This window comes from Variovorax sp. PBL-H6, from assembly GCF_901827155.1.
Classification (GTDB): Bacteria; Pseudomonadota; Gammaproteobacteria; order Burkholderiales; family Burkholderiaceae_C; genus Variovorax.
In genome coordinates this window covers 1,661,174-1,683,977 of sequence record NZ_LR594659.1, presented here as the reverse complement: position 1 = coordinate 1,683,977, position 22,804 = coordinate 1,661,174, and the positions used below count along the sequence as shown (strand labels likewise).

Below are 22,804 nucleotides of genomic sequence, written 5' to 3'. Positions count from 1 at the left end.
CGGAACCGCCGCCTTCGGCCAGGACCAGACATTCAGCACGGACGTCCAACGAGGCACATGAAGACCTTCGCGATAGCTGCCATTCACGGATACCAGCGGTTCATCTCACCCTATAAGGGCTTCAGCTGCGCACATCGAGTGCGGACGGGCGGAGCTTCATGTTCGTGGTTCGCAAAGCGAGCGATTGCTCGCCTGGGCATGGTGGCCGGCGTCTTGGTTACCATCCGCCGCTTTGAAGCATGCGCCGCCTCGGCACGGGTCCTCTCCACCGCGGAAGGCCAAGCCGCCGGGGCGCCGCCCGAAGCTCCCGCTGAGGCTTGCCCGCTTTGGTCGCGCTGGGACGCGAGGAGACTGTCAGCCAAGCTGTTTGGCTCTTCGTCATCCTCTGCATTGGCTCCCTTGCCGGGGCGGGCTACACCCTCATTCCTTGACCCAGCGGCCCCGACCGGGCAACCCTGGCGTTCACCTGCGCCGTCCACTTGGCGCCGAGGGGCGCTGAGCTTGCGAAGGTCCCGGGCTATCCAGAGCCGGCGGCTCAATCGCGGTCAACGAACACACCTGCGCAGAGTGCCACGCCCACGACGTACAGCAACCAGGTCTGCGGAATCGCGTAGGGATAGAGCATCAGGGCGACGCCGAGCCACTTGCTTCGCGGACGACCGGCGCGCTTGCCGTAGCGGTAGACCGCGATTCCGATGAGGCCGAATAGAACGGCGCCAATGATGTAGGCCGGGCTCGGGAGCGAAATCCCGAGCGACTGCAGTGTCTGCAAGCTGTCCATGGAAGGTTGGCCAAGAATAGAGGGGTGCTCCTTTGAACGCGAGCAGCCTATAGGAGTTCAAAATCGGGAGCTGGTGCTTGCTCGGACCGTCGCAGCATATGGCCGCCGGCGGCTACAGTCGGCCAGGACCGGGCCTACAGGACCGCAGCAGAATTTGACCGCAGCAATGCGAGCTAGGTTGGAACGATATGCTCACGGCGACCGCCATGGCAGGTACGACCAACGACGAGCTGTGCGCGAAGGAGACGAATGTGGATGTTGAGATTTCCCTTGGCGACACCATCGACGAAGAAGAGGTCCTCGAGCTCTATCGAGCAAACGAGTGGTCATCCGCTGAAAAGCCTGCTCAGCTTCTGGCGGCGCTGAGGGGTTCGCACGCCCTTGTCACGGCGCGTGTCGCAGGCGAGCTAGTTGATCTCGGCAATGCAATTTCCGATGGCCACCTCGTTGCCTACTTTCCCCACATGTTGGTCCTTCCTCGTCTTCACGGACATGGCATCGGCAGAAGGATGATGCAGGCCTTCCTTGGGAAGTACGCGAGCTTCCATCAGCTGATGCTGACCGCCGACGGGCGTGCTGTTGAGTTCCACAAGGAACTCGGCTTCGAGCGAGCGGGCCACACTGAGCCGATGTGGATATATGCAGGCAAGGAGCACTGAAGGTCAGCGAGAGCTGACGACCAGATGCAGACCTTCCACGCGTTCGCGGACCGGTACGCTCCGAATCCACTTCGTCCCTCCAGAAAACACGAGCACGAGCCCTCTGGCCTCCGCAAACATGGGTGCCAGAGTGCAAGAGCTATGCGCACTGTTTTCGCATGTCCGTCGCACCGAGCGCAACTTCCTATCGGTTCGTGGCGTCTCCTGGCTCTACAACCGCGATGCGTACAGGCGGCTGTTCCCGCGCTCCTATGCGATGTCGATTCGACCCGTAGCGGCCCCGCTGCATCTGAACGGCAGCTCCACCTGGGGACAGGTGTTGAACTGGCGTCAGGAGGTAAAGCCGGACATGCGTGACGCGCTCGTGGACCGCCTGGATACGATGAAGGCGGAAGCACCTTGGGAAACCTTTCCGCTCCAAGCGCTGACTGCAACAGGTGATATCGGCAAGTTCTTTGAGGTCTTCACCTGACGCGGACCGGATGGCTGACGCGGTAGCACGTGGGGCAGAATTCGGCCAGAACGGGACATTGGAGCCACAAGTGACACTCGAATGGAAACACTCCGCAGAAGGAATCGACTGGGAAGAACTTTCTGCCCTGTATCGGGCGGCCCCGCTTGGCGAGAAGAGGCCGCTTCATCTGCAGAGAGTCTTCTCAAACAGCATGTTTAAGTGCTTCGTCTACGAGAACACGAAGCTCGTGGCGGCCGGGCGTGCGCTCGCTGATGGTGGGGAATGCTCGTACATCTGCGACATTGCGGTCTTGCCGAGCCATCAAGGCACAGGCCTTGGCAAACAGGTTGTCAGCGACTTGGTGGAGATGTCACGCGGTCACAAGAAAATCATCTTGTATGCTGTCCCGGGCAAAGAGCCTTTCTACAGAAAGTTCGGCTTCATGCGAATGAAGACTGCTATGGCCATCTTTGAGAATCAGCAGCAGCAAGTGGAGAGGGGCTACCTCAGTGAAACCTGACCCCTTCAATCGAGAGAACAAACAGCGGCAAACCCGTGACCGCCTCAAGCCGTTCGCTTCCCCGGAAGCCGAATGGCTGCAACGGGCCTGAAGCGCCTGGTAGCCGACGGGCTACAGCTGGCCAACAGCGAACCTTCATGCCAGCCTTCCAACTTGCCAAGAACTGACCGACGGGCGTGCCCCATACCCGCCGTTTGGAGCCGCGCCCAACGAAACCTTTTGGAGGGCGCTCGTAGAATTCGCCGCTTTGCCGAGACAAACATGACCACTGCCAAGAAGCAAACGGCGTTCACGCGCCCCCTGACACCCAGCGTCGAGCTCGCTGCTGTCATAGGTTCCGCACCCCAGCCTCGAACCGAGGTCACCAAACTGCTGTGGGGCTACATCAAGCTGAACAATCTCCAAAACCCCGCGAACAAGCGCAATATCCTTTGTGATGCCAAGCTTCAAGCGGTGATGGGTAAGCCCGAGGTGACGATGTTCGAAATGTCGGGTCTCGTCGGGAAGCACCTGTCCTGAAGAGCGTTGCCGCACGCACGCATCGGCTCCGGCTGGCCAGGAGTCGACCTGGTCGGTGACCAGACCCAGACGGCCAAGTCCGGACATCCGATGCCGTGAGCCATCTCGTCAAGCAATAGCTTGAAAATACTCAGATGATGGATTGGGTCCCGATAGTCTTCGTCACGTTCAAGATTCTCGTGTTCGGTACGGGCATGTTCTTCGCCATCAAGTGGCACTATGAGCGAGCGAAGAAGGGGAAGGAGGAGAAGAGCACGGTGCTACGCCCGGGCGGCAAGGTCGCCGCAGTCTTCGTGCTATCGCTCCTGGGCCTCTCGCTCCTTACCTTCGGCCTGAGCAGGATGCTCGGTTTGGACTTGACATTCCCATGATGGCAAAAATGGTCGGCCGATGTCCGAGTGCGGCCAGGACCGGCGGTTCACGAGCGGCAGCTTTCCAGTTGTCCGCCGAGTCGGCGGCAGCCCAAGTGTCTGCATTCGCATGACGAGTCGTGATCGGGTCAGGGCTTGACGAACTTCAACACGAACTCGTCCTTCGGCTGTGGTGGTTCGGGAGTGTTCCGGTCGCGCGGGTCGTTCGGGTTGCGTAGGAAGTCGCCTTCTTCGGCGAGCCTGAATCCGGCCGCTTCAACTTCGCCGCGCAGGAACGATTCCTCGATCCGGTGCAGCGTGCCGGACTCGGAAATGAGCGTGCCCGGTCGACCGGCGTGGTCGGCGATGACATAAAGGCCGCCTGGCTTCAAGGCCCGGAAGACGGCGCGGTTCAGCTGCGCTCGTTTGACACCCAGGAAGCCGAAGTCGTGATAGTTGAACATCAGCGTCACAAGGTCGAGCTTGCCGTCGGCCATCGCCGGGGGCACCGGATCGTCGAAGCGCTGGCCAACGTAAACGATGTGCGCGGCCGCGACGCCCGCGGCCTGCATGTTCTTCTCGCGATCGGCGAGCACGTCCACCGTGCTGCGCTGCGGCCGTGGTGGGGCGGCGGCCGTGGGAATGCCGCCGCCCTCGGGCGCGGCCGGCGCCGGCGCCGTCCTGTTCGGATCGCGCGGCGGGCTCTGTGCGTACACCGTCCCTGACGGCCCGATCGCGCGGGCCAGCAATTCGGTCGTGTAGCCACCACCGGTGCTTACGTCAAGCGCAGTCCAACCGGATTTGATGCCGATGAACGCCAACATGTCGACGGGGTGGCGGCGGATGTCGTTCGTGCGGTCCGCGGCGCTGCGATCCGGGCTGGCGACGATCTGGGCAATGCGGTCGCGCGACAGTGTCGGCGCCGCCGATGATCTGTCGCTTATCGCGCAGCCGATTAGGCTCGCGAGGAGCGCCACGGCCAGAAGGCCGCGCGCACAGGGCAATAGTTGAATTCGCATGGCTTGTCACGCTTTCCCAGTGGGTGCACGGCCGATGTGCACCACCAATGTTGCCAGAATGGCGGCAAGAGCGCCGGCGCGAGCCTTTCGCCCCACTACACCGAGCAAACTGTGATGTCGCTACCAAAGTTGATGCAGTGCTTGGCCGTGCTGGTGCCGCGGCCGAGGCTGTACTTTGGACGACCGCTTCAAAGAGCTCAATCTCGCCGAATTGACACCCGCTTTGGGCCCCTTTGCGCTTACAGCATGTCCGGCTACAGTCGACTGAGGGGCCCTTGCATGCCATTGCTGTAGGGTTGCGGCATGAAACTTCCGACACTCGCCCCAATTCTCGACGTCGAGGACTTGTGCTTCGCGTACCCAGGGCAACCGGCGCTGGCGACCGGATGGAACGCGTCCATCGGCGCCGGGGTCACGCTGTTGCACGGCGACACCGGCAGCGGAAAGTCGACGGTTCTTCGATTGATTGCGGGCAGACTACCGGCTGACGGCCGGCTGACCCTTGCAGGTGCACGTCTTGATGGCGAGCCCGAGGCCTATCAAGGAAACGTCTTCTTCTGCGACCCAACGACCGATGCGTTTGATAAGGTCACCGCGGTTGAGTGCACGGCCTCGCTCAAAGCTGGTGATGCGTGCTTCAGCGATGCCAGGTGGCGAACCCACATCGATGGATTTTCCTTGACCCCGCATCTCGGCAAGCCGATGTACATGCTTTCGACCGGGTCAAAGCGCAAGGTCTGGTTGGCGGCTGCGCTTGCATCAGGACGCGCACTTACATTGCTCGATGAACCCACGGGCGGGCTCGATGTCGCATCGATTTGCTACTTGTGGCGCGCACTCGCCGACCTCGCTGAGTGGCCCGACCGTGCCATCGTCGTTGCAAGCGCCGCGCGAATGGATTCGGTTCCGCTTTCCGGTTCGATTCAGCTACCGCTTTGTTGAACATGACGTACCGGCTCGCGCGACATGTGACTTCCGGGCAGCGAATGTCAGCGAGGCTGTGGCTGGATGCGGCCAGCAGCAGACATTCAAGATGACTAAGCGGTTCTGGATTGCTTTGGTTGTAATCTCTGTAGTGACCCTGACCTCTGCCGGCCTGTGGCTTGGTCGTGAGCTGTCGATCGACAGTTGTTTAGATCGCGGCGGCTCTTGGGACTACGACCGTGGCCGATGCATCGTGGCCCCGCCTTAAGGCAGAAATCGGCCAACAGCCCACAACGAAATGCGCACTTCCAAGCCCAGACAATGTTGAACTGTACCGAACTCATCTTTTGCCGAGACACTGTTGAACCCGACTTTGTCACTCACACACTCGACCTCCAGCCAACGCATAGCTATAAGGTGGGGGATGTCGTTGCAGTTGGCGACATCCAGCGACCATCCTCGGTGGGCATGTGGAAGTTGCGCCTTCCTGACTCCCAAACCGATGAAACCGTTGAGGAGCAACTCGCGCGATGGTTGACGATACTCGGCACCAAGCGCGAGCGAATGGGCCGTCTGCGCCAGCTTGGATACTCGCCGTATCTTGATTGCCGAGCGGAAAAAGGCTCTCTTTCTTTGTGCATCGAACCTGTAGTTCTTGCCGGCTTGGGAACGTTGGGCATTGCGCTCAGCGTGTGGCTCTATGAGGCGCCGGCCACGGAATTCAACGCCTGTGAGTGACCGCTAAGGAGCGCAGCGTACAGCCGGTTTGGGCCCAAAGCGGAAGTAGCTGTTTCGCGAAAGCGGGCCTTCAAGCAGCATGCGGCGTCGCGCCTCAAGACCTGTTGGACAAAAAACAGGCGGACATGACCAATGGATTGCCCTGATGTGGGCAGGGGCGAACGCCTACCGCATGACGGCCTGCCCATCGCTGAGCTGCTTCACGCACATGTGCCGGGTAGTCTCATTGTTTGAGGTCTGTCGCCTACGCCCGACTACTCCGCAGGTGTCGACTTCGCCCTAAAAGTCAGGGCGCGGGCTTTCCGTGAACGACCGGATGGGAGCCCTTGTCCACCTCAGGCTCCTTGGACAATGGCAGGGATACAGTAAAAGCGGTGCCTTGGCCTAGGCCGGCGCTCACTGCCGCCACGTGGCCGCCGTGCTGTTCGACGATGCTTTTCACCAGTGCGAGGCCAATACCCAGGCCACCCTCTGCGTTTGCATCTGAAGCTCCCTGGACGAAAGGCTCAAAGGCTCTCTGAAGCAAAACGTCCGTCATTCCCAAGCCGTTGTCCTTGACCTCAAGATGGGCGACTTCACCGTCACCTGTAACTATCACTTCGATGTGCCCGCCATCGGGTGTGTATTTGACGGCGTTGGTCAACAGATTGACGATGACCTGGGTCATCCTGGTGGCATCCGCACGGACGCGTCTTCTGTGACCCGCACTGCGCACATGCAAAGTGTGGTTATGCGCAGCGACAGCTGCCTTGACGGACTCGACAGCCGTGCTTACCAGTTCATCGAGTTCGTGGACTTCCAGTTCAAGCCGCACTTTTCCTCGCATGACTCGGTTGACGTCGAGAAGGTCATCTATCAGTCGCGCCATGTGGGCAACTTGGCGGCCGACCATATCGACGTACCGTGCGGCATCTGGTTTGGCCACAGGCCGCCGCAGCAGTTCAAGAGCGTTCTTGATGGCGGCCAACGGATTGCGAAGCTCATGAGAAAGAACGGCAATGAACTCCGAAATCCTCTTGCTTTCGAACTCCAGGGCTTCCGCACGCTTGGTTGCGGTCGTATCGCGAACGATTCGGATGAAGCCCTTGCAGTTGTTGTTGCCGTCGCGAATTGACGTCGTGGTTATCTCTGCCCAAAACGGCGAGCCATCCGCTCTGCATCGTGTACCAACAATGGTCGTCGTCCCAGCGAGAAGTGCCGCCGAAAGCTCGGCTGCGCTCTTGCCTTCAAAGCGGTCCTGAGCGGAATAGAACATGGAAACATCTCGGCCCGTCACCTGCTCGGCCGCATATCCAAATACCCGCTGGGCTCCCAGACTCCAAGTCTGAATGCGGCCATCGGCATCCAAGAAGAACATCGCATGGTCTCTGACACCATCAACCAACAGACGCAGGCTCTCCTCTCTTTCGCGCAAGGCCTCTTCGTGCGCCTTGCGCTCCGTCAAGTCTCGCGTAACCTTCGAAAAGCCGAGCAATTCGCCGGCCTGCCCTCGCAAGGCAGTGATGACAACGTTCGCCCAGATGCGCTTGCCGTCCTTTCTGAGCCGCCAGCCTTCATCTTCAAAGCTGCCGGTAGCGGCCGCTCGTCGGAGTTCTTCCTGCGGCCAGCCTGCGGCCAGCGCCTCCGGCTCATAGAACATTGAGAAGTGACGTCCGATAGCCTCCGACGCGGTGTAACCGTTGATGCGTTCGGCGCCCAAATTCCAACTGGTGATTCGACCTTGGGGGTCAAGCATGAAGATGGCGTAGTCTTGAGCCGAATTCACCAAAAGCCGAAGCGCGCGTTCGCTGTCGCGTACGCGTTCCTCAGCGCGGCGGCGCTCCGTCAGGTCGCGCGTGACCTTGGAAAAGCCAAGCAGTGCGCCGTTGGGCCCAAGCACCGGCGTGATGACCACATTGGCCCAGAACTGAGAGCCGTCTTTGCGCACTCGCCAGCCTTCGTCCTCGAGCCTGCCATCCAGCACGGCGCGGTGCAGCTCTTCGGCCGGCCAGTTTCGAGCGAGCGCTTCGGGTGGATAAAACACCGAGAAGTGCCTCCCGACGATTTCGTGGGCCTGGTATCCCTTGATGCGCTCCGCGCCAGCGTTCCATGACGCGACACGCCCGTCGGGCGTCAGGAGGAAGATGGCGTAGTCCAGAACCGTTTCGACGAGGCGTCGAAATATCCGGCCGTCCTCGGCTTCAACAACCTGAAGCAAGGAGAAGGAGGGGTCGCTTGCGACCTCGACCGGTAGACCCAGGGGGAAGTTGGTTTTAGTCGGTTCCATCCTGTACCCATATTAGGGCACACAGAGGCAATTGCGCGACCGTGAGCCGGCAGACAGGAGGGGGAACAGAGGTATCGAGAATGAAACGCAATTCCAATGGCAACGTCCGCCTTTTACCCTACCGAGGCAATCTTGGTCAAGGCTTGAGGGGTCTTGAAGCCACTGTCTCGCGCAGGACGGCAACGCCTCGCTAGGCTCCGCACTAGTTTGACTTCGAAGGCGATGGAGCCCGGTGACGCAGGGCCAGCTGCCGCCGGCTGCAAGGGGGGCGCTGAATGTCCGCTGCGCGGCCACCGGGTCCCGGCCCCGTCAACTTCATAGCCGGAACTCGGCCTTCAGCATGTTTCTATGGAAAGCAACGGCCATCGCTCGCCGAACCGCTTTGATTGCACTCGGTGCCGGAAGGTCGCAGCGCTCGCTCTCATCGGGTTGTGTCGAACGACCAGTGCGAACAGGTCGTCGAGTCCGTGCGGAGCGATAACCCCTATCGATTCCTCGTCATCCAGGTTGACCCCCACGCATGTGGCGAACTCCGGCCAAGTGGCCACGCCTTCTTCAAGGGAGCGAATTGGTGGCACCACCTCACCCAGATTCTTGGCGAACCAGTCATGGACGGTTGCTTGATTGGTGACCTCCCAACGCACCGCCGGGGTAGCCTTGGCGAGGCGACCTTCCAAGTCTGCATCTTGACCCGGACCACAGGCCACGTCGTCGAAGTAGACGACGTCGACGTCCTCAAGTGCTGATGCCCGTTCATAGCCATGGAGCGCGTCCCAAACTAGCGAACGTACGGCGCCCGCGCCAATGCACCAAGAACTCAATCCGAGAGAGCGGACGGCCCTCAAAGCAGCCATCAAGCTGTTCGACGAGCGCACCAGGGTGACGAGTCGTGTCTCAAGTTCAGGCTGAGAGGGCAGGTTCACGGATGATGGCCACGTTAGGGGTTCAGGTCGACTGTCGGGTGTTGCCGCATGCTGCCGTTCAGGAAAGCACTGAGGTCATGTGCGTTGTAAGCCTCGAACTGGCGCTGAACCACGTTGACCGGCAACATTGACTATTCCTTCTGAACAGGCGTCGGTCCGCTGTTCCACGAATTCTGCGCCGCAACCGACGGGCCGCTTCTGGCCGCATTTTGCCCTTCTCTGGCGCCCGCCATTTTGAGGCGCCAGGGCAGGTCAGGCTTCCGTCTGTTCGGCTATTTCCACAGCGTCTTCAACTTCGATCCCGAGATAGCGCACGGTGCTTTCCAGCTTCGTGTGCCCGAGCAACAGTTGCACCGCGCGCAGGTTCCTGGTTCGGCGGTGGACCAAGGAAGCCTTGGTCCGACGCATCGAATGGGTGCCGTAATCCGCCGAGTCCAAGCCGATCTCCTCCACCCAGCTGTCGACGATGCGCGCGTACTGCCGCGTCCCCACGTCGCGCACCCGCAGCTTGACCAAGTCGCAGGCGCGAAGCTTGCTATCGATGCCGAGATTGAAGAGTGCAAGGTCGCGGGTTCGGCAAGACAGTTGAAGCCGGGTCCGGACCGCCCAGATTTCTTTGAGCTTGAATGGCCGCTTCTGCCCGACGAGTTTGTCCTTGTTCCAGGGTGCGCGCAGCCCAGAGATTGCGGAAGCGTTCATGTCGATCTCCTGTGCAGTTTAGGGATCGAAACTTTGCGCCAAGGTCGCCGGGGGGCCCCTAAGCGGACATCGCGCTACGCATCAGTTTGGCAGGGCATGCCACCCTTCCGGCTATGCAAGCATGGTCGGCCATCTTGACCCTGTCAGCCGTCGGGAACGCCGTCGTTCGAATAATTGCCATTTTTGAATGAGGAATCTCAAGATGAACATTGGAATCATTGGATCGGGCAACATTGGCAGCACGCTCGCGCGCAACCTCAAGGCGTTGGGCCACCGAGTGCTGATTGCGAACTCGCGGGGACCGGCAACGCTCGCGGCTTTCGCGGCCGAGACTGGAGTGGTCGCTGCGACGGTCGAGCAAGCATCAGGCGCTGCGGACTTGGTCATCATCGCCATCCCGCAATTGGCGGTCGCCGACCTTCCCCATGAAGTGCTGCGTAGGAACCCTGCTGTAGTCGTTGATGCAGGCAACTACTACCCCACCCGCGATGGTGTCATGGCACAGGTCGAGGGAGGGGCCACGGACAGCGAATGGATTTCTTCGGTGCTGGGCAGGCCGGTCGTCAAAGCCTTCAACAACATCCTGGCTGAGAGCTTGGCGACACGCGGCCAGCCGGGTGGAAGCGCTGAACGGATTGCACTTTCAGTTGCCGGTGACAACACTGAAGCCAAGCACCTTGTACAAGGCGTAGTCCGCGAGTTGGGGTTCGATGCCATTGATGGCGGAACGCTCGCTGAATCGTGGAGGCAGCAACCCGGAACCCCTGCGTACTGCAAAGACCTGAACGCCGCGCAACTCGAAGAAGCATTGGCAAGCGCGAGCAAGACGGACATACCGAGCTACCGCAAAGTCGCTGATATCGCCGCGGCACCATACCTGACGCCTTTCAAGGGCTGAGTCCCGAGGGCCATTCGCAATGTCCGCTTCTGCCGTTCTCCGCCCGCTAGCCTTCAATCGACTGGGAAGTATTCCTGCAGACGGCATGTAGGTAGACGCTGACCACCTTGTGCTTGCGCTGAAGCTCGACGATGAAATCTCCCACAGTCTCTTGAACACGTGAGCTTGGCCGTCAAACGCGGGCGGGTGCGACGGCGTTGCGCGGCCGCAGCGTTGCCATGACCAGGTACACGCCGCCGCCGATGGCCACGCCGAAGAACCAACCATAGGTGTTCCACCAGGCGGGCAGAAGGCTCGTGAAGTTGGGCAGGAAGGTGGAGAACACGCTGCCGACGCCCGCAGCGACCAGCGCATTGACGTTCCAGCCGCCTTCGTAGCGGTACTCGCCGTGCTCCTGGTAGAGCGCAGCGACGTTGATGTTGCACTTGGCCACCAGGTAGTAGTCGACCAGGATGATCCCCAGCAGCGGGCCCATGGTGGCGCCGATGGCGTTGACGAAGTGCGCGGCGTTGCCTTCCCACGGCGCGAACGGATAGAGCGCCAACGCGATGGCCGCCGCGATGTAGCCGCCCGTCTTAAAGTTGATCTGCCTCGGGAACGCGTTGGAGATGTCGAAGGCCGCCGATACGAAGTTGGCCACCACGTTGATGCCCAGCGTGGCCACCGCGAAGGTCAGCGCGGCGATCAGCGCCAGCACCCAGCTGTCGAACTTGGCGGAGATCTGCTCGGGGTGCAGCAGCACCTCGCCATACACCTTAAAGGCCGCGATGGTGGTGATGCCGGCGACCAGCGAAAACGCAATCAGGTTGATCGGCAGGCCCCAGATGTTGCCCTTCTTCACCGCGTCCTTGTTCCTGGCGTAGCGCGAGAAGTCGCAAAAATTGAGATAGAGCGCAGCGAAGTAGGTGATCCAGGTCGCCGCCACCGCCATCAGGGCCCAGAATGAGCCGGGCTCGCCGCTCACGCCGGCGTCCTTGGTCTTTGCCAGCAGCACTTCTTGCGGAATGCCGTGGTCAAAGGAGAAGCCGCCGGCCTTGACGCACAGGCCGATGGCCAGGACCAGCATCGCGATCCACACGGCGGGACCGGCCCAGTCCTGGAACTTGCGTACCGTCTCCATGCCGCGCTGGATGATGAGCAGTTGGAGCGCCCAGATCCCGACGTAGCAGATCACCTCCAACCCCGAGTGGCCGAGGAACTGTGTGCCCTTGTGGAACTCGAGCATGCTGTCGCTGCGAATCAGCAGGGCAACTACCGCGCCGGACGCGGCCGCGGTCTGCGCGCCGTACCAGAAGCACGCCACGATCGCGCGCACCAGCGCCGCAAGGTTCGCGCCCCAGACTCCGAAGGACGCGCGCGCCAGCACCGGGTACGGCACGCCGGTCTTTTCGCCCGCGTAGCCGATCAGGTTCATAAGGAAGAAGATCACCAGCGAACCGAGCCCGATCGCGATGAGGAAGTTCGTGAAGCTGCCGCACAGCAGGAACAGGCTGGCCGCGAGGTAGTAGCCCCACAGGCTGTGCACGTCCGAGGTCCAGACGTTGAAGATGCTGAAGGCACCCCAGTTACGCTCCTTGGCGGGTGCCAGGTCCTCGTTGTAGAGGCCGGGGGAAGGATTGCGGATTTCCATCGCATGTGCTCCTTGGTTGTCAGGTAGAAGGGCGCCGCACGCGGGGGAGCGGCAATACGCAGGCGCCTGAGACGCAAGCTGGTATGCAAAAAATATGCACATTTGATGCGAGCATGCGAGGGGATAACCCTTGGTTCTCGGGCCCGCCCGAGCAACCGCGCCGTGGGCGGTGCCCACCTGCATCTCGCGCATGAGCCGCGCACGGTGGGCATCGACGGTGCGGTGCCCCAGCCCCAGTTCCTTGCCGATCTGCTTGCTGCCCTAGCCATCAGGAGGAACTACGCGATCTCGCGCTCGCGCGGCGTGAAGTCGATGCTGACGGGCCGTGCCTGCGAGATGTCCTCGAACAACTCAGGCGGCGCCGGCGAAGGAATCGCCGCGCTCCACCGCGCGACCGGAGACGCGGCGCCAGAACAGCGAACCATCGGCCTTGCGCATGATGCGTTCGTCGGCAGGCGCCCGACTCGCGCATAGGTTTGGATGGCAGGCCGGAAGGTCCGGTTCTGGCCAGGCCACTTGTCGACGCTGGATACAGCCTCGTGGGCCGTTCAGCCTGCCACAGTGACACCGTGGCGCTCGAGAACGGCCAGCAGCTTTGGAATATCGGGTGGGCCCACTGGAATCTCGTGGTCGACGGCGGTGAACATTTGGGCGGCCAAAGCGTTCTGCCCGGTGATCTCAAGCATCCGGCCGCCACCCTTGCCGTACTGAAAGCCGTGCACCGTTCCGCGCGGCACATGCACGAGCGTTCCAGGATGACACGCGTGGGCGCGGCCGTTGCAGAGAAAGTCGATCTCACCGTCGAGGACGTAGAAGGATTCGTCCCAGTCGTGGCTGTGCGGAGGCGGACCTGTTCCCTCGTCCCCCTGTTGAAAAGTGATCCCATAGCTCTGTGTTGCCGCATTCGACGCCAACACCGTGACTTGCGTGCCAAGCACGTTCAGAGGAACCTCGCGCTGATCGTGCGTCAAGACAAAGTACGGAATCGTCATGTTCCATTCCTCCAAATTGGGAGCACGATTCTGCGCGCTGCGCGAAGGGGGCACAAGCCATAGCCCGAAGCGTATTCACAAGATCCCCCGCGTTTCGCGTGGTGGATGGCAGAGCTGATCATGCTTTGGCCATCACCCTCCGGCGTCCGCTTCTGGCCCGGTTGTTGCCGCAGCATAGCGGCCACCGCTGCGGTCAGGGCCTTCAATTTTCTTGCCCTCTGGAGTGACGTCTCATGCTTCGCTCCCGGGCCAGGTCCGCGGCGGATGGTCGGGTGAAGTAGCGCCATAGCGCGCCCACGACGGCCAAGGCGAGCATGCCTATCTGCGTCTGTATTGGAGGGCCGGCTCGTAGGTCTGCTGTTGGCCGAACTGAGCCTTCGGCCGTTGCTGAGCGAAAGACGGAAACCGCTGCACACCTGCCATTCCACCGCTCACCGACACCACTGCTGCTCACAAGGCACCCCATCGTTGTTCCCATCCATCTTCACCCCAGGACAGTTCCTCAAGAAGTAAGTCGCCTCTGCACACGAGGTCATCTGTGAGCAATGCGTGCGGCCATCGCACTTGAACGAAGCGCTGACGGTTGCAGACCGGACGCTCGGTGTCGGGCTCCACGCCTTCTCCGATGTGGCAGCAACGCTCGCCTGCTGCTTCTCCTCGAAGTGCGTGTACCCCTTCCATCCGATCAGGCAAACGATCGCCAGAACAATCAGCCTCGTCATACGCCGCCCTCCTCCGCATTCATGCGGTGCCCCTGCACTTGGGAAACGCCCCACAGCCCCAGAAAGCCTCGCCCGCATTCGCACCCTTCTTCGCCGTCCTTCGCACCATCTGCCCTGCGCATCGCGGGCAAGCAGGTGCCGCCGACGCGTTACTGACAAGCTCCGGTTCAATCCTGGGCTTGCCTTCAGCCGCGCGTGAGGGAACATCACGAACCTTCTCCCGCACCGAGCGGATCAATGCAAAGAGCGCATCCCCGTCCATCAACTGGACATTCCGCCCCTGCGCAAACTCCCGCGCATCAGCCGTGAATCGCCCAGAGGTCACCACGAACCCACCTGCAGCGCCGCTCGCAGCCATCACGCCATAAAGCTCCCTCACCACTTGCACGGTGACCTTGTACGCACGCCATTGCTTGCATTGCACCAGGTACTTCTCGCCGCCCTTTCGCAGCACGAGGTCGACGCCGCCATCAGCGCCCGCGCCGCCCAGCTCCTCGACCTGGAAGCCTTTGCGCCTGAAGCCCTCCCCCACGAGCAGCTCGAACTCGCGCCAGCTCATGCCTTCGAGCACATCCGCGGTTTTCGCGGCACTCACGTTGTCGGCCAGCGTCTTTCTCTGGTGCCGCCGCCATGCGGACATGGCCGCACCGGCGAGGCAGATGAAGGGAAGGAGGTATTGGCCGACGGAGCCCAGCGCGTAGTAGATGCCTGACGTGAGCTGCGGCTTGGCAATCATCTCGGCCGCGACGCGCACCGCCCACGCATGGAGGAGCAGGTAGCAGATGGGCGCCATCACCGCGCCCGCCCACCACGGGAGCATCGACACCAGCTCGATCATGTCGTCCAGGGCACTCGACTTCCTGCGTCTGGGCATGGGGGCTCCTCGTTGTTGTTCGTGCCGCGGCGCAAGGGGCGGCTGGCGGACTCTAGCCGCGGGCTGGGCGAAGACGGAGCCTATTCGCCGGGAAGGCGCTGGCTTTCGTGACTTCTGCCGCAGAAGCAAGGCGAACGAACCCACGCCTTGCGGAACCTGGCTCAACGCTGCCCGAATTCCTCAGATGTCGCCGAATGCGAGAGCGAGTACAACCCGCTGATTGCGCCTTCGGCCGCGCCTGACGCCTGCAAGGCTGTTGCAGCAAGGTCCGCATCGGCAAGCGACTCGAGGACAGGGGCCTCGTAGCCCAGGGCCACGAAGACCCAGTCGGCCACGCGATCTGCGGAGTTGCGGATGCGCTGTTCGGTCGTTTCGGCGATGGGTGGCGTCTGGTGCCGCAAGAGATGTGCACCCACGATGCCGGGGCGCTGGACCAGGTCGACGCAGAGTGTGCGGAAAAATTCGCGCAGGTCCTTGTCGCGGTCTTGCAGTGGCGAAACACGAAAGGTCAACGCATGCCGCGCAGCGCTGCTTCCCGATGACTCCAGCACGTGGCACTGGCTGCGGACCATGTTCCTGTGGTGCGGCATCATCCGGGCGGACCACGGTGTCGGGGTGTTCAAGTGACTGACGTAGGCATCCGACGAAAGGACTGCGTACGACTCGAGCTCGTAAAGGACGAAGATGCCCTCGTCTCCGGTGGCACTGGTCCAGCGTGACGCCCGCCGGAATCCGGGGACACCGAGCCGCTCCGGGAAATGTTCATGAGAATGCCAGTCCTCGAACTCGGACTTCATTTCGGGCGCCATGTCCCACCACATGGCCAGTGCTGCACTGCCTAGAAGCGACATCTTTGCGGCCCCGACTCAACGCCCGACTTCAACCGGAACGCCCCGGCGACTGCTGGCCGCAATCGCATCGAGCGTCAGCGCAATGTCGATCGACTCGTCGGGCGTGGCACCCGTCCATTTCTCCCAGCCGAAGCGCACGAGGTCGTGAAATGATTCGGCTTCGGCCAGAAACCCGGCCGTGGATCCGGTTTCGATCACTTCGCGTTCCGCATCCCATCCACTGCCGCGGCGCACATCCACGAGCGGCGGAAACGCGGCGCCCGTATCGTTGAAGTAAGGGGTGCTGATCGATCCTGCATCACCCGATATGAACGCATGTCGGTGCCTCGCAGTGGTGAAGCTGCAAGAGATCTGCGCGAGAAGACCATCTGGATATTCGAGCGTTGCCATGGTGGTCAGATCGACGCCGGTCGCACCCCAGCACGACAGGGCCGACACACGCACGGGCGCAGTGCCGGCCACCATGCGTACGAAGCTCACCGGATAGGAGCCCGCGTCCATCAGCGCACCCCCTGCAAGGGTCGGGTCCATGCGGATGTTGGCGACGTCGGTCAATGGAAAGCCGAATGAAGCCTGGATAAGCTGGATGCGGCCAATGGCGCCAGCCGTGACGAGCTCGCGAACCTTCAGCGTCTGCGGCTGCGCCCGATAAGGATAGGCTTCCACGAGATACACGCCGTTCTTCCTGGCGGCATCGAACATGGAGCGCGCCTGTGCTGCATTGGCCGCGAGCGGCTTCTCGCAGAGGACGTGCTTGCCGGCGGCGGCCGCCCGGATCGACCATTCCGCGTGCAGGTTGTTGGGCAGCGGCACGTAGACCGCATCGATGTCCGGATCGGCAAAGAGCGCGTCATAGCTGGAATGGACGCGGCCGATATCGAGCTCACGCGCGAAGGCTGCCGCGCGATCACCGTCGCGGCTCGCAACCGCGGTCACCACGACCTTTGTCGATGGCCGCACGGCTTCGACGAACAAACGGGCGATGCGTGCGGCGCCAAGAATGCCAATGCGCAGCGGGCCACTGGAAGACGATGTCATAGGTACCTCAAGAGAAGATTCCGGTTCAGGCCGCGTCCAGCACGGATGCCATCTGCGTGACGCACTCATCGACGTGCGTGGTCAGCGTCTGCTGCGCACGCCGCCAGTCGCGGGCAAGTGCGCTCTCGAGCAGCACCCGGTGCTCGTCGGCCGCTTCCTGACCTCGAAAGATGGAGGCGATCATCTGGTAGCGCAGGTACTTGTCGCAGATCGACGTATAGGTCTGCAGCAGCAGGTCGGACCCGCATGCGGAGATCAGCGCAAGGTGAAACGCCCAGTCGTACTGGCGCCAAGTTTCCGCAGGATACGGATCGTTCACCGCCATCTTCTTCTCCATCGTGGCCAGCTTGTGGTGGGCCGAGACCACGCGGCCTTCCCATTCGAGGTCGCCGCGCAGAAAAGACTCCTTGAGTCCGTGGCCCTCCAGCAGGAGCCGCATCGATGCCACGTCGCGAAGGTTGGCCGAGGAGACCGCAGTGACCTGGAAGCCGCGCGAACCTTCGGCAACGAGCAAGCCTTCGGTGGCAAGGCGATTGAAGAGTTCGCGCAGCGTGCTGACGCTGGCGCCATAGGCCTCTTTCATGCGCTCGAGCGGCAGGCGGCGTCCCGGCGTCAGACGGCCCAGCACGATGTCCGAGCGAATGCGGCGATAGGCGGCCTCGCCAACAGAGGCGCTGTCCGCGGATTCGGGCGAGATATCGGTTGGCACGTGGGCCCTCCTGGCCTGATCGGGATCGACCGCGCGCATGCAATCGGGCAGCGGTCTCCGGGATCAGAGAATACCCCAAGTATCTTAGACATTGCACATCATCTGATGATTCAATACGATGCCGAAACCGCGTCCGCGGCCATAAACAGGAGACTTTCATGAGTTCGACTCTTTCCCGTCGCGCGACGCTCGCCGCTGGTGCTTCGGCGCTTGCCCTGGCCGCCGTGCCCAAGGCATTCGCGCAGGCCCGCACCAAGCTGCGCTTCAGTTCGGCCTTCACCGAGCAGGACCTGCGTACCGAGGCCTACAAGAACTTCGCCGCGTCCATCAAGGACAACTTCACCTTCGAACCCTACTGGGGCAACACGCTCTTCAAGCAGGGCACGGAGCTGGTCGCCCTGCAGCGCGGCAACCTCGAGATGTGCAACCTTGCGCCGGCCGACATCAGCAAGCAGATTCCGGCGTGGTCGCTCATGACCTCGGCGTACCTGTTCCGCGACGTGGATCACCTGAAGAAGACCTTCAAGAGCGACGTGGGCCGCGAGTTCATCAAGATGGCGCGCGATCAGCTCGGCATCCAGATCATCACGCCGGTGTACTTCGGTTCGCGCAACGTGAACCTGAAGCCGACCAAGGAGATCAAGACGCCGGCCGATCTCGCGGGCATCAAGCTGCGCATGCCTCCCGGCGAGTACTGGCAGTTCCTGGGAGAGTCGATCGGCGTCAACCCCACGCCGGTGGCCTACGCCGAGGTCTACACGGCGCTGCAGTCGGGTGCGATCGACGGCCAGGACAACCCCCTGGTGGCAAGCCGCCTCATGAAGTTCAACGAAGTCACCACGCAGTTCGTGCTCACGGGGCACGTTCTCGGTTACGACGTGATGGTGATAACGACCAAGCTGTGGGACGCGATGCCGCCCGCGCAGCAGGCCCAGTTCCAGGCGGCGGCGGAAAAGGCCATCGACGACTACACGGCCAAGTTCGTGGCGCAAGAAAAGGAAGTGCTCGACGAGTTCAAGAAGGAGGGCAAGAAGGTCTACACGCCCGACCTCGCCGCGTTCCGCACCTACGCCCAGAAGAAGTACGTGGACAAGTACGGAAGCGAATGGCCAAAGGGCGCGCTCGAGCGCATCAACGCGCTTTGAAGCTCGGGACAGCGCGCTGAGCGGCAAGGCGCGACTTTCGACTCGATGACCGGTGGCGCACGCCGGCAACAGCAGGAAACCCAGACGATGATGAATCGACTTCGCCCGGCGGGCTCGTGGTTGCGCAGGCGCGCGAACGACGTGGCCGTAGCGCTCATGGCGCTCATGTTCGTCTCGTTCCTGCTGCAGATCGGGTTTCGCTACCTGCTCAACCAGCCCCTGGGGTGGACCGACGAGGTGACCGTGCTCTGCTGGGTGTGGGCCGTGCTCTGGTGCGCCGCGTTCGTGCTGTCGGACGCCGACGAGATCCGGTTCGACATCGTCTGCACTGCGGTCTCTCCGGGCACCCGGCGAGCCTTTACCGCGCTCTCCAGCATCGCGATCGTCGTGCTGTTTCTCATCTCGCTGCCCGCCTCCTGGAGCTACGTGACTTTCATGAAGCGCGAGAGCACTGCCTACCTTCACATGCGATTCGACATCCTCTATTCGGTCTACGTGATCTTCGCGCTGGCCATCGTCGTGAAGCACGCCGTCCTCGCCTGGGACGCCATCAAAGGCGCAGCGCCCGAAGCCGGCAGCATGGCCGACGACGCGACCTGAACATGCCCAGCCACTTCACGCTCTGCATCGTCGTCCTGGTCGGGTTGGCGGTCCTCGGCCTGCCGATCGGCCTGTCGATGATCGGCGCCTCGATCTTCTACCTGCTCCTCGCCGGGCTCGACGTGGGCACTGCCGCCGAACAGATCCTCAACGGCCTCTTCAACAGCTACGTGCTGCTGGCGGTGCCCTTGTTCATCCTCGCGGCCGAGCTCATGAACAGCGGCAGCCTGACCGATCGACTGCTCAGGTTCTGCCTGCTCCTGGTCGGACGGTTCCGCGGCGGCCTGGGCCACGTCAACGTGGTCGCCAACATCATCTTCGCGGGGATGTCCGGCTCGGCCATCGCCGATGCCGTCGGCATCGGCAAGGTGATCATCGGGATGATGACGCGCAACGGCTACCCGGTCGCCTATGCCGGCGCGATCACCGCTTCGGCGGCCGTCATCGGCCCGATCATTCCGCCGTCGATCCCGATGGTGATCTACGCGCTGGTGTCGGACACGTCGATCGGCTATCTCTTCCTCGGCGGGGTCATGCCCGGCCTGCTGCTGGGCCTGGCCTTCATGGTCACCAACGCATTCATCGCCCGGCGTCGCAACTACCCCGTCGAGCCTCCGGTTCCGATGCGCGAGATTCCGCGCATCACACTCGACGCGTTGCCTGCCCTGATGCTGCCCGTGGTGCTGTTGTTCGGCATCTACGGCGGCGTCATGACGCCAACCGAAGGCGCCGCGGCCGCAGCAGCCTACGCGCTGCTGGCTTCTGCGCTGATCTATCGCTCGATGAGCTGGCGGCAGCTCTACAACGTGCTGCTCGGCAGCGCTCGTTCAACGACATCGGTCGGCATGCTGATCGCCGGCGCGCTGGTCTTCAACTACGTGGTGACGATCGAGCAGGTTCCACTCTCGGTGCAGCAGTTCATCAGCGGCTTTCACCTGACGCCGCTGGCCTACCTGCTGCTCGTGAACGCGATCCTGCTGGTCCTCGGCTGCCTGCTCGAAGGCTCCACCATCCTGCTCATCATCGTCCCGATCCTGATTCCGGCGGCGAAGCTGCTCGGCATCGATACGGTGCACTTCGGCGTGGTCGTGGTGGTCAACATCATGATCGGCCTGCTCACGCCGCCCTTCGGCTTGCTGCTGTTCGTGGTCGCGAACATGACCAAGCAGCCGCTGATGACCGTGGTGCGCGAGGGCTTGCCCTTCATCGGCATGGCCATCGTCGTGCTGGCGATCATCACGCTCGTGCCTGAAACCGTCCTGTGGCTCCCACGCGTGATGGGCTACAAGGGCTGAGTCTGTCCCCTGTTGAAAGCGTACCCCCCATGACCAAGCCACTTTTCATCCTGAATGGCCCGAATCTCAATCGTCTGGGCAAGCGTGAGCCGGCGATCTACGGCAAGACCACGCTCGTCGAGATCGAAGCCATGTGCCGCGACGAAGCCGGACCTGTCGCCCTGGAGTTCCGCCAGTCCAACAGCGAGACGCAGTTGATCGACTGGATTCACGAGGCCATCGACGAGGGCAGCGCAATCATCATCAACCCGGCGGCCTATTCGTTCACTTCGATGGCCATCATGGATGCCCTCAAGATGTTTCCGGGTCCGATCATCGAGGTCCACATCTCCAACATTCATCGCCGCGAAGAGATGTACCACCACTCGTTGATGTCCAAGGTGGCCACCGCGGTGATCGCTGGCCTCGGACCTGGCGGATACCGGGCAGCGATCAAGGCAACACTGGCGATGCTTGCCGGCACGACCTGATCCGCAGATACCTGGGTACGGCTGCCGAGGTTCGAAGCGAGTTCCACTTCAGCGTGGCTTCTGGAAACCGCCCTCGATCCAGGCCGCCGCGCTCTCTGCATTGAGCTTGAAGCCTGGCGCTACGCGCACCTCGCCCAGTTGAGCGCCGAACTCGTCGTTCGCGCGCAGCAGGGCATGCGGGTTGTCCTCGTCCGGCACGATCTGGAGCGAGACGCGGATGCGCTCCGATCCGGCGCCGACACTCACGCTCTTGTTGAGCTGGGCATGCAGCTGCTGCTCGTGCCGTCGCAGTACCTCGGCGGCCGTCTTGACCAATGTATGGAAGGCCGGCGCATCGAGCGGCTTGGGATTTTTCTTGTCGCGGCCCATCGTCCAGGGGCCGATCAGCGCCGGCTCAGGGTCGCCTTGGCGCGTCATCGAGACGGCCCAGCCGTCATCGTCTTCGTTCTTGATCACGCGCGCCGTCCAGCGCTCGTCGCTCCAGAGAGTGGCTTCCTGAATGGGGGAGGTCTGTTCTGTCATGGAATGGTCAGAAGATGGAGAGCCTAGTGTGCACGGCGAAGAGCTTGCTGCCGGCAGCGGGAGCGACAGCCGCCGCAGTGCCTGCAAGAGGCGCAGCGCACGGCTGACATGCAAGGTAATTCTGGATGCCTACCGCGTCCGGCTCGCCCGCGGCATGCAGGCTGCAGCCGCGGATCGCGTTAGCGCTTTGGATCATGGGCCCATGGATGGAAGGCCGTCGCCAATAGTACTTTAGTTACCCAAACGAACGGAATCCTCGTACAGTCGGACGAAAACCGAGGCGTAGCTGCCCGAGGACAACAGCATGGAACATCGTCTTGACGACTGGCTTCTGCCTGGGACCCAGATCTCCCGCAAGGGGGCGCATTACCAGTTTCCCATGCCGGAACCATCGGAAGCGATCAAGGCCAACGCCCACTACTTCAGCAACCCGCAATGGGCCCAGGAGTATCTGGACTACTGCCATCGCAGTGAGCATTTTCGACAGCGATGGCTCGCCGCCGGAGGCGATTGGACGGGCAAGGTGGTGGTCGACCTTGGCTGCGGTCCCGGCAATGTCTTCGCTACCCTTGGCGGCAAGCCGGCTTTCCTGATCGGGGTCGACGTGGCCGAGGGATCGCTCGAGCTTGCGGCACGCAACGGCTATGTGGCACTGCGCGCAGATGCCGCGCAGGTTCCGCTCAAGTCCGACTTCGCCGACATCGTTGCGATCAACGCGTCCATTCACCATTGCGAAGATATGCGCGCCGTGCTTCGCGAGGGAGCCAGGATCTTGAAACCCGGCGGCGCGCTGGTGACTGACCATGATCCGCAGCTTTCCGCGTGGGATTTCAAGGGCCTGGCCAAGTTCATGTGGGACGCCAGGCTGGTCATCTACCGGCTGATCGGCCACGGCTTCCACAAGACGGGCTTCCAGCAGGCTTGCGGGCTCAGGACGGAGATCCACCACCGGCCCGGCGACGGCGTGACGGAAGCCCTGTTTCGCGAAACCCTCGAGCCCTTGGGTTTCGACGTCCAGGTCTACAGGCACAACCATGAGATCGGTGCCGAAGCACTGCAAGGACAATGGGGCCGGGCCGAGTTCAAGTACCGCGTGGGCAATTTCTTGTCGGGCCGAGATCCGAAAGCAGCAGAAAGTGCGCTGTCGCTGATGTGCGTGGCGCACAAGCGCAAGGTTGCTGTCGCTTGAAGCGGGTCATAGGCTGA

General features: G+C 62.1%; 27 protein-coding genes and 1 pseudogene. 15 read left to right on the top strand and 13 right to left on the bottom strand.

What is annotated here, in order from left to right:
- Positions 1-57: 57 nt before the first annotated feature.
- Positions 58-243: pseudogene (gene yidD / locus G3W89_RS33645) on the top strand (membrane protein insertion efficiency factor YidD); the annotation flags it as partial.
- A gap of 292 nt (positions 244-535) precedes the next feature.
- Here the strand turns inward: yidD and G3W89_RS08015 are convergent.
- Complete coding sequence (locus tag G3W89_RS08015; RefSeq protein ID WP_162573582.1) at positions 536-781, bottom strand: hypothetical protein; 246 nt, start codon at positions 779-781, stop codon at positions 536-538.
- 206 nt (positions 782-987) lie between these two features.
- Between G3W89_RS08015 and G3W89_RS08010 the strand changes: the two genes are divergently transcribed.
- The 5 genes from G3W89_RS08010 (at position 988) to G3W89_RS07990 (ending at position 3,304) form a co-directional block, all read left to right on the top strand.
- The gene (locus tag G3W89_RS08010) at positions 988-1,440 is read left to right on the top strand and encodes a GNAT family N-acetyltransferase (RefSeq protein ID WP_197893536.1); all 453 of its coding nucleotides are present in this window, start codon (positions 988-990) and stop codon (positions 1,438-1,440) included.
- A gap of 118 nt (positions 1,441-1,558) precedes the next feature.
- Complete coding sequence (locus G3W89_RS08005; RefSeq protein WP_162573581.1) at positions 1,559-1,912, top strand: hypothetical protein; 354 nt, start codon at positions 1,559-1,561, stop codon at positions 1,910-1,912.
- Between the two features lie 70 nt (positions 1,913-1,982).
- Positions 1,983-2,414 carry a GNAT family N-acetyltransferase gene (locus G3W89_RS08000; protein ID WP_162573580.1) on the top strand — a complete coding sequence of 144 codons (432 nt, stop codon included), beginning with the start codon at positions 1,983-1,985 and terminating at the stop codon, positions 2,412-2,414.
- A gap of 261 nt (positions 2,415-2,675) precedes the next feature.
- Positions 2,676-2,933 (top strand): SWIB/MDM2 domain-containing protein, encoded by a 258-nt coding sequence (locus G3W89_RS07995; protein ID WP_162573579.1) that lies wholly within the window; start codon positions 2,676-2,678, stop codon positions 2,931-2,933.
- A 134-nt stretch (positions 2,934-3,067) separates the two neighbouring features.
- Positions 3,068-3,304 carry a hypothetical protein gene (locus G3W89_RS07990; RefSeq protein WP_162573578.1) on the top strand — a complete coding sequence of 79 codons (237 nt, stop codon included), beginning with the start codon at positions 3,068-3,070 and terminating at the stop codon, positions 3,302-3,304.
- A gap of 128 nt (positions 3,305-3,432) precedes the next feature.
- Here the strand turns inward: G3W89_RS07990 and G3W89_RS07985 are convergent, their stop codons facing one another.
- Positions 3,433-4,302, bottom strand: a complete 870-nt coding sequence (locus G3W89_RS07985; protein ID WP_197893535.1) for a class I SAM-dependent methyltransferase — start codon at positions 4,300-4,302, stop codon at positions 3,433-3,435.
- A gap of 303 nt (positions 4,303-4,605) precedes the next feature.
- Between G3W89_RS07985 and G3W89_RS07980 the strand changes: the two genes are divergently transcribed.
- Together G3W89_RS07980 and G3W89_RS07975 are read left to right on the top strand one after the other, a co-directional pair.
- Entirely contained in the window at positions 4,606-5,244 is a 639-nt protein-coding gene (locus G3W89_RS07980; RefSeq protein WP_162573577.1) for an ABC transporter ATP-binding protein, read from the top strand.
- 228 nt (positions 5,245-5,472) lie between these two features.
- On the top strand, positions 5,473-5,964 hold the full coding sequence (locus tag G3W89_RS07975) for a DUF4279 domain-containing protein (protein WP_162573576.1): 492 nt from the start codon (positions 5,473-5,475) through the stop codon (positions 5,962-5,964).
- A gap of 286 nt (positions 5,965-6,250) precedes the next feature.
- On the opposite strand, the gene G3W89_RS07970 is transcribed toward G3W89_RS07975, so the two are convergent.
- From G3W89_RS07970 to G3W89_RS07960, 3 genes are all read right to left on the bottom strand, one after another.
- Positions 6,251-8,230, bottom strand: a complete 1,980-nt coding sequence (locus G3W89_RS07970; protein WP_162573575.1) for a sensor histidine kinase — start codon at positions 8,228-8,230, stop codon at positions 6,251-6,253.
- 335 nt (positions 8,231-8,565) lie between these two features.
- Positions 8,566-9,084, bottom strand: a complete 519-nt coding sequence (locus G3W89_RS07965) for a nucleotidyltransferase family protein (RefSeq protein ID WP_174258314.1) — start codon at positions 9,082-9,084, stop codon at positions 8,566-8,568.
- A gap of 321 nt (positions 9,085-9,405) precedes the next feature.
- On the bottom strand, positions 9,406-9,852 hold the full coding sequence (locus G3W89_RS07960; RefSeq protein WP_162573574.1) for a tyrosine-type recombinase/integrase: 447 nt from the start codon (positions 9,850-9,852) through the stop codon (positions 9,406-9,408).
- A 202-nt stretch (positions 9,853-10,054) separates the two neighbouring features.
- Between G3W89_RS07960 and G3W89_RS07955 the strand changes: the two genes are divergently transcribed.
- Complete coding sequence (locus G3W89_RS07955; RefSeq protein WP_162573573.1) at positions 10,055-10,750, top strand: NADPH-dependent F420 reductase; 696 nt, start codon at positions 10,055-10,057, stop codon at positions 10,748-10,750.
- 172 nt (positions 10,751-10,922) lie between these two features.
- Here the strand turns inward: G3W89_RS07955 and G3W89_RS07950 are convergent, their stop codons facing one another.
- A complete protein-coding gene (locus G3W89_RS07950; RefSeq protein WP_162573572.1) occupies positions 10,923-12,380 on the bottom strand; it encodes an NCS1 family nucleobase:cation symporter-1 in 1,458 nt (485 codons plus the stop codon).
- Positions 12,381-12,542: 162 nt separating this feature from the next.
- Between G3W89_RS07950 and G3W89_RS07945 the strand changes: the two genes are divergently transcribed.
- Positions 12,543-12,854: a hypothetical protein gene (locus G3W89_RS07945; protein WP_162573571.1), complete on the top strand. Its 312-nt coding sequence runs from the start codon at positions 12,543-12,545 to the stop codon at positions 12,852-12,854.
- A 74-nt stretch (positions 12,855-12,928) separates the two neighbouring features.
- Here the strand turns inward: G3W89_RS07945 and G3W89_RS07940 are convergent, their stop codons facing one another.
- The 6 genes from G3W89_RS07940 to G3W89_RS07915 all read right to left on the bottom strand — a co-directional run bounded on the left by G3W89_RS07940 (position 12,929) and on the right by G3W89_RS07915 (position 17,566).
- Positions 12,929-13,372, bottom strand: a complete 444-nt coding sequence (locus G3W89_RS07940) for a cupin domain-containing protein (RefSeq protein ID WP_162573570.1) — start codon at positions 13,370-13,372, stop codon at positions 12,929-12,931.
- A 431-nt stretch (positions 13,373-13,803) separates the two neighbouring features.
- On the bottom strand, positions 13,804-14,094 hold the full coding sequence (locus tag G3W89_RS33480; protein WP_162573569.1) for an excalibur calcium-binding domain-containing protein: 291 nt from the start codon (positions 14,092-14,094) through the stop codon (positions 13,804-13,806).
- Positions 14,095-14,113: 19 nt separating this feature from the next.
- Positions 14,114-14,968: a restriction endonuclease gene (locus tag G3W89_RS07930; protein WP_162573568.1), complete on the bottom strand. Its 855-nt coding sequence runs from the start codon at positions 14,966-14,968 to the stop codon at positions 14,114-14,116.
- Positions 14,969-15,129: 161 nt separating this feature from the next.
- A complete protein-coding gene (locus G3W89_RS07925; RefSeq protein WP_162573567.1) occupies positions 15,130-15,819 on the bottom strand; it encodes a hypothetical protein in 690 nt (229 codons plus the stop codon).
- Between the two features lie 15 nt (positions 15,820-15,834).
- Positions 15,835-16,857, bottom strand: a complete 1,023-nt coding sequence (locus G3W89_RS07920) for a Gfo/Idh/MocA family protein (RefSeq protein ID WP_162573566.1) — start codon at positions 16,855-16,857, stop codon at positions 15,835-15,837.
- 25 nt (positions 16,858-16,882) lie between these two features.
- Complete coding sequence (locus tag G3W89_RS07915; protein WP_197893534.1) at positions 16,883-17,566, bottom strand: GntR family transcriptional regulator; 684 nt, start codon at positions 17,564-17,566, stop codon at positions 16,883-16,885.
- A gap of 158 nt (positions 17,567-17,724) precedes the next feature.
- On the opposite strand from G3W89_RS07915, the gene dctP reads away from it, so the two are divergent.
- The 4 genes from dctP to G3W89_RS07895 all read left to right on the top strand — a co-directional run bounded on the left by dctP (position 17,725) and on the right by G3W89_RS07895 (position 21,076).
- Positions 17,725-18,711, top strand: coding sequence for a TRAP transporter substrate-binding protein DctP (gene dctP / locus G3W89_RS07910; RefSeq protein WP_162573564.1), 987 nt, complete (start codon positions 17,725-17,727; stop codon positions 18,709-18,711).
- Between the two features lie 87 nt (positions 18,712-18,798).
- Positions 18,799-19,311: a TRAP transporter small permease gene (locus tag G3W89_RS07905; protein ID WP_162573563.1), complete on the top strand. Its 513-nt coding sequence runs from the start codon at positions 18,799-18,801 to the stop codon at positions 19,309-19,311.
- 2 nt (positions 19,312-19,313) lie between these two features.
- Positions 19,314-20,606, top strand: a complete 1,293-nt coding sequence (locus tag G3W89_RS07900) for a TRAP transporter large permease (protein WP_162573562.1) — start codon at positions 19,314-19,316, stop codon at positions 20,604-20,606.
- A gap of 29 nt (positions 20,607-20,635) precedes the next feature.
- The gene (locus tag G3W89_RS07895; protein WP_162573561.1) at positions 20,636-21,076 is read left to right on the top strand and encodes a type II 3-dehydroquinate dehydratase; all 441 of its coding nucleotides are present in this window, start codon (positions 20,636-20,638) and stop codon (positions 21,074-21,076) included.
- Between the two features lie 48 nt (positions 21,077-21,124).
- On the opposite strand, the gene G3W89_RS07890 is transcribed toward G3W89_RS07895, so the two are convergent.
- Positions 21,125-21,598 (bottom strand): hypothetical protein, encoded by a 474-nt coding sequence (locus tag G3W89_RS07890; RefSeq protein WP_162573560.1) that lies wholly within the window; start codon positions 21,596-21,598, stop codon positions 21,125-21,127.
- Positions 21,599-21,902: 304 nt separating this feature from the next.
- Here G3W89_RS07890 and G3W89_RS07885 point away from each other — a divergent pair, with 304 nt between their 5' ends.
- A complete protein-coding gene (locus G3W89_RS07885; RefSeq protein WP_162573559.1) occupies positions 21,903-22,787 on the top strand; it encodes a class I SAM-dependent methyltransferase in 885 nt (294 codons plus the stop codon).
- Positions 22,788-22,804 lie beyond the last annotated feature (17 nt).

Coding starts and splice junctions, on each gene's coding strand:
- G3W89_RS08015 (WP_162573582.1), bottom strand. CDS start 781: ATGGACAGCTTGCAGACACTGCAGTCGCTCGGGATTTCGCTCCCGAGC.
- G3W89_RS08010 (WP_197893536.1), top strand. CDS start 988: ATGGCAGGTACGACCAACGACGAGCTGTGCGCGAAGGAGACGAATGTG.
- G3W89_RS08005 (WP_162573581.1), top strand. CDS start 1,559: ATGGGTGCCAGAGTGCAAGAGCTATGCGCACTGTTTTCGCATGTCCGT.
- G3W89_RS07995 (WP_162573579.1), top strand. CDS start 2,676: ATGACCACTGCCAAGAAGCAAACGGCGTTCACGCGCCCCCTGACACCC.
- G3W89_RS07990 (WP_162573578.1), top strand. CDS start 3,068: ATGATGGATTGGGTCCCGATAGTCTTCGTCACGTTCAAGATTCTCGTG.
- G3W89_RS07985 (WP_197893535.1), bottom strand. CDS start 4,302: ATGCGAATTCAACTATTGCCCTGTGCGCGCGGCCTTCTGGCCGTGGCG.
- G3W89_RS07980 (WP_162573577.1), top strand. CDS start 4,606: ATGAAACTTCCGACACTCGCCCCAATTCTCGACGTCGAGGACTTGTGC.
- G3W89_RS07975 (WP_162573576.1), top strand. CDS start 5,473: ATGCATCGTGGCCCCGCCTTAAGGCAGAAATCGGCCAACAGCCCACAA.
- G3W89_RS07970 (WP_162573575.1), bottom strand. CDS start 8,230: ATGGAACCGACTAAAACCAACTTCCCCCTGGGTCTACCGGTCGAGGTC.
- G3W89_RS07965 (WP_174258314.1), bottom strand. CDS start 9,084: ATGGCTGCTTTGAGGGCCGTCCGCTCTCTCGGATTGAGTTCTTGGTGC.
- G3W89_RS07960 (WP_162573574.1), bottom strand. CDS start 9,852: ATGAACGCTTCCGCAATCTCTGGGCTGCGCGCACCCTGGAACAAGGAC.
- G3W89_RS07955 (WP_162573573.1), top strand. CDS start 10,055: ATGAACATTGGAATCATTGGATCGGGCAACATTGGCAGCACGCTCGCG.
- G3W89_RS07950 (WP_162573572.1), bottom strand. CDS start 12,380: ATGGAAATCCGCAATCCTTCCCCCGGCCTCTACAACGAGGACCTGGCA.
- G3W89_RS07940 (WP_162573570.1), bottom strand. CDS start 13,372: ATGACGATTCCGTACTTTGTCTTGACGCACGATCAGCGCGAGGTTCCT.
- G3W89_RS33480 (WP_162573569.1), bottom strand. CDS start 14,094: ATGACGAGGCTGATTGTTCTGGCGATCGTTTGCCTGATCGGATGGAAG.
- G3W89_RS07930 (WP_162573568.1), bottom strand. CDS start 14,968: ATGCCCAGACGCAGGAAGTCGAGTGCCCTGGACGACATGATCGAGCTG.
- G3W89_RS07925 (WP_162573567.1), bottom strand. CDS start 15,819: ATGTCGCTTCTAGGCAGTGCAGCACTGGCCATGTGGTGGGACATGGCG.
- G3W89_RS07920 (WP_162573566.1), bottom strand. CDS start 16,857: ATGACATCGTCTTCCAGTGGCCCGCTGCGCATTGGCATTCTTGGCGCC.
- dctP (WP_162573564.1), top strand. CDS start 17,725: ATGAGTTCGACTCTTTCCCGTCGCGCGACGCTCGCCGCTGGTGCTTCG.
- G3W89_RS07905 (WP_162573563.1), top strand. CDS start 18,799: ATGATGAATCGACTTCGCCCGGCGGGCTCGTGGTTGCGCAGGCGCGCG.
- G3W89_RS07900 (WP_162573562.1), top strand. CDS start 19,314: ATGCCCAGCCACTTCACGCTCTGCATCGTCGTCCTGGTCGGGTTGGCG.
- G3W89_RS07895 (WP_162573561.1), top strand. CDS start 20,636: ATGACCAAGCCACTTTTCATCCTGAATGGCCCGAATCTCAATCGTCTG.
- G3W89_RS07890 (WP_162573560.1), bottom strand. CDS start 21,598: ATGACAGAACAGACCTCCCCCATTCAGGAAGCCACTCTCTGGAGCGAC.
- G3W89_RS07885 (WP_162573559.1), top strand. CDS start 21,903: ATGGAACATCGTCTTGACGACTGGCTTCTGCCTGGGACCCAGATCTCC.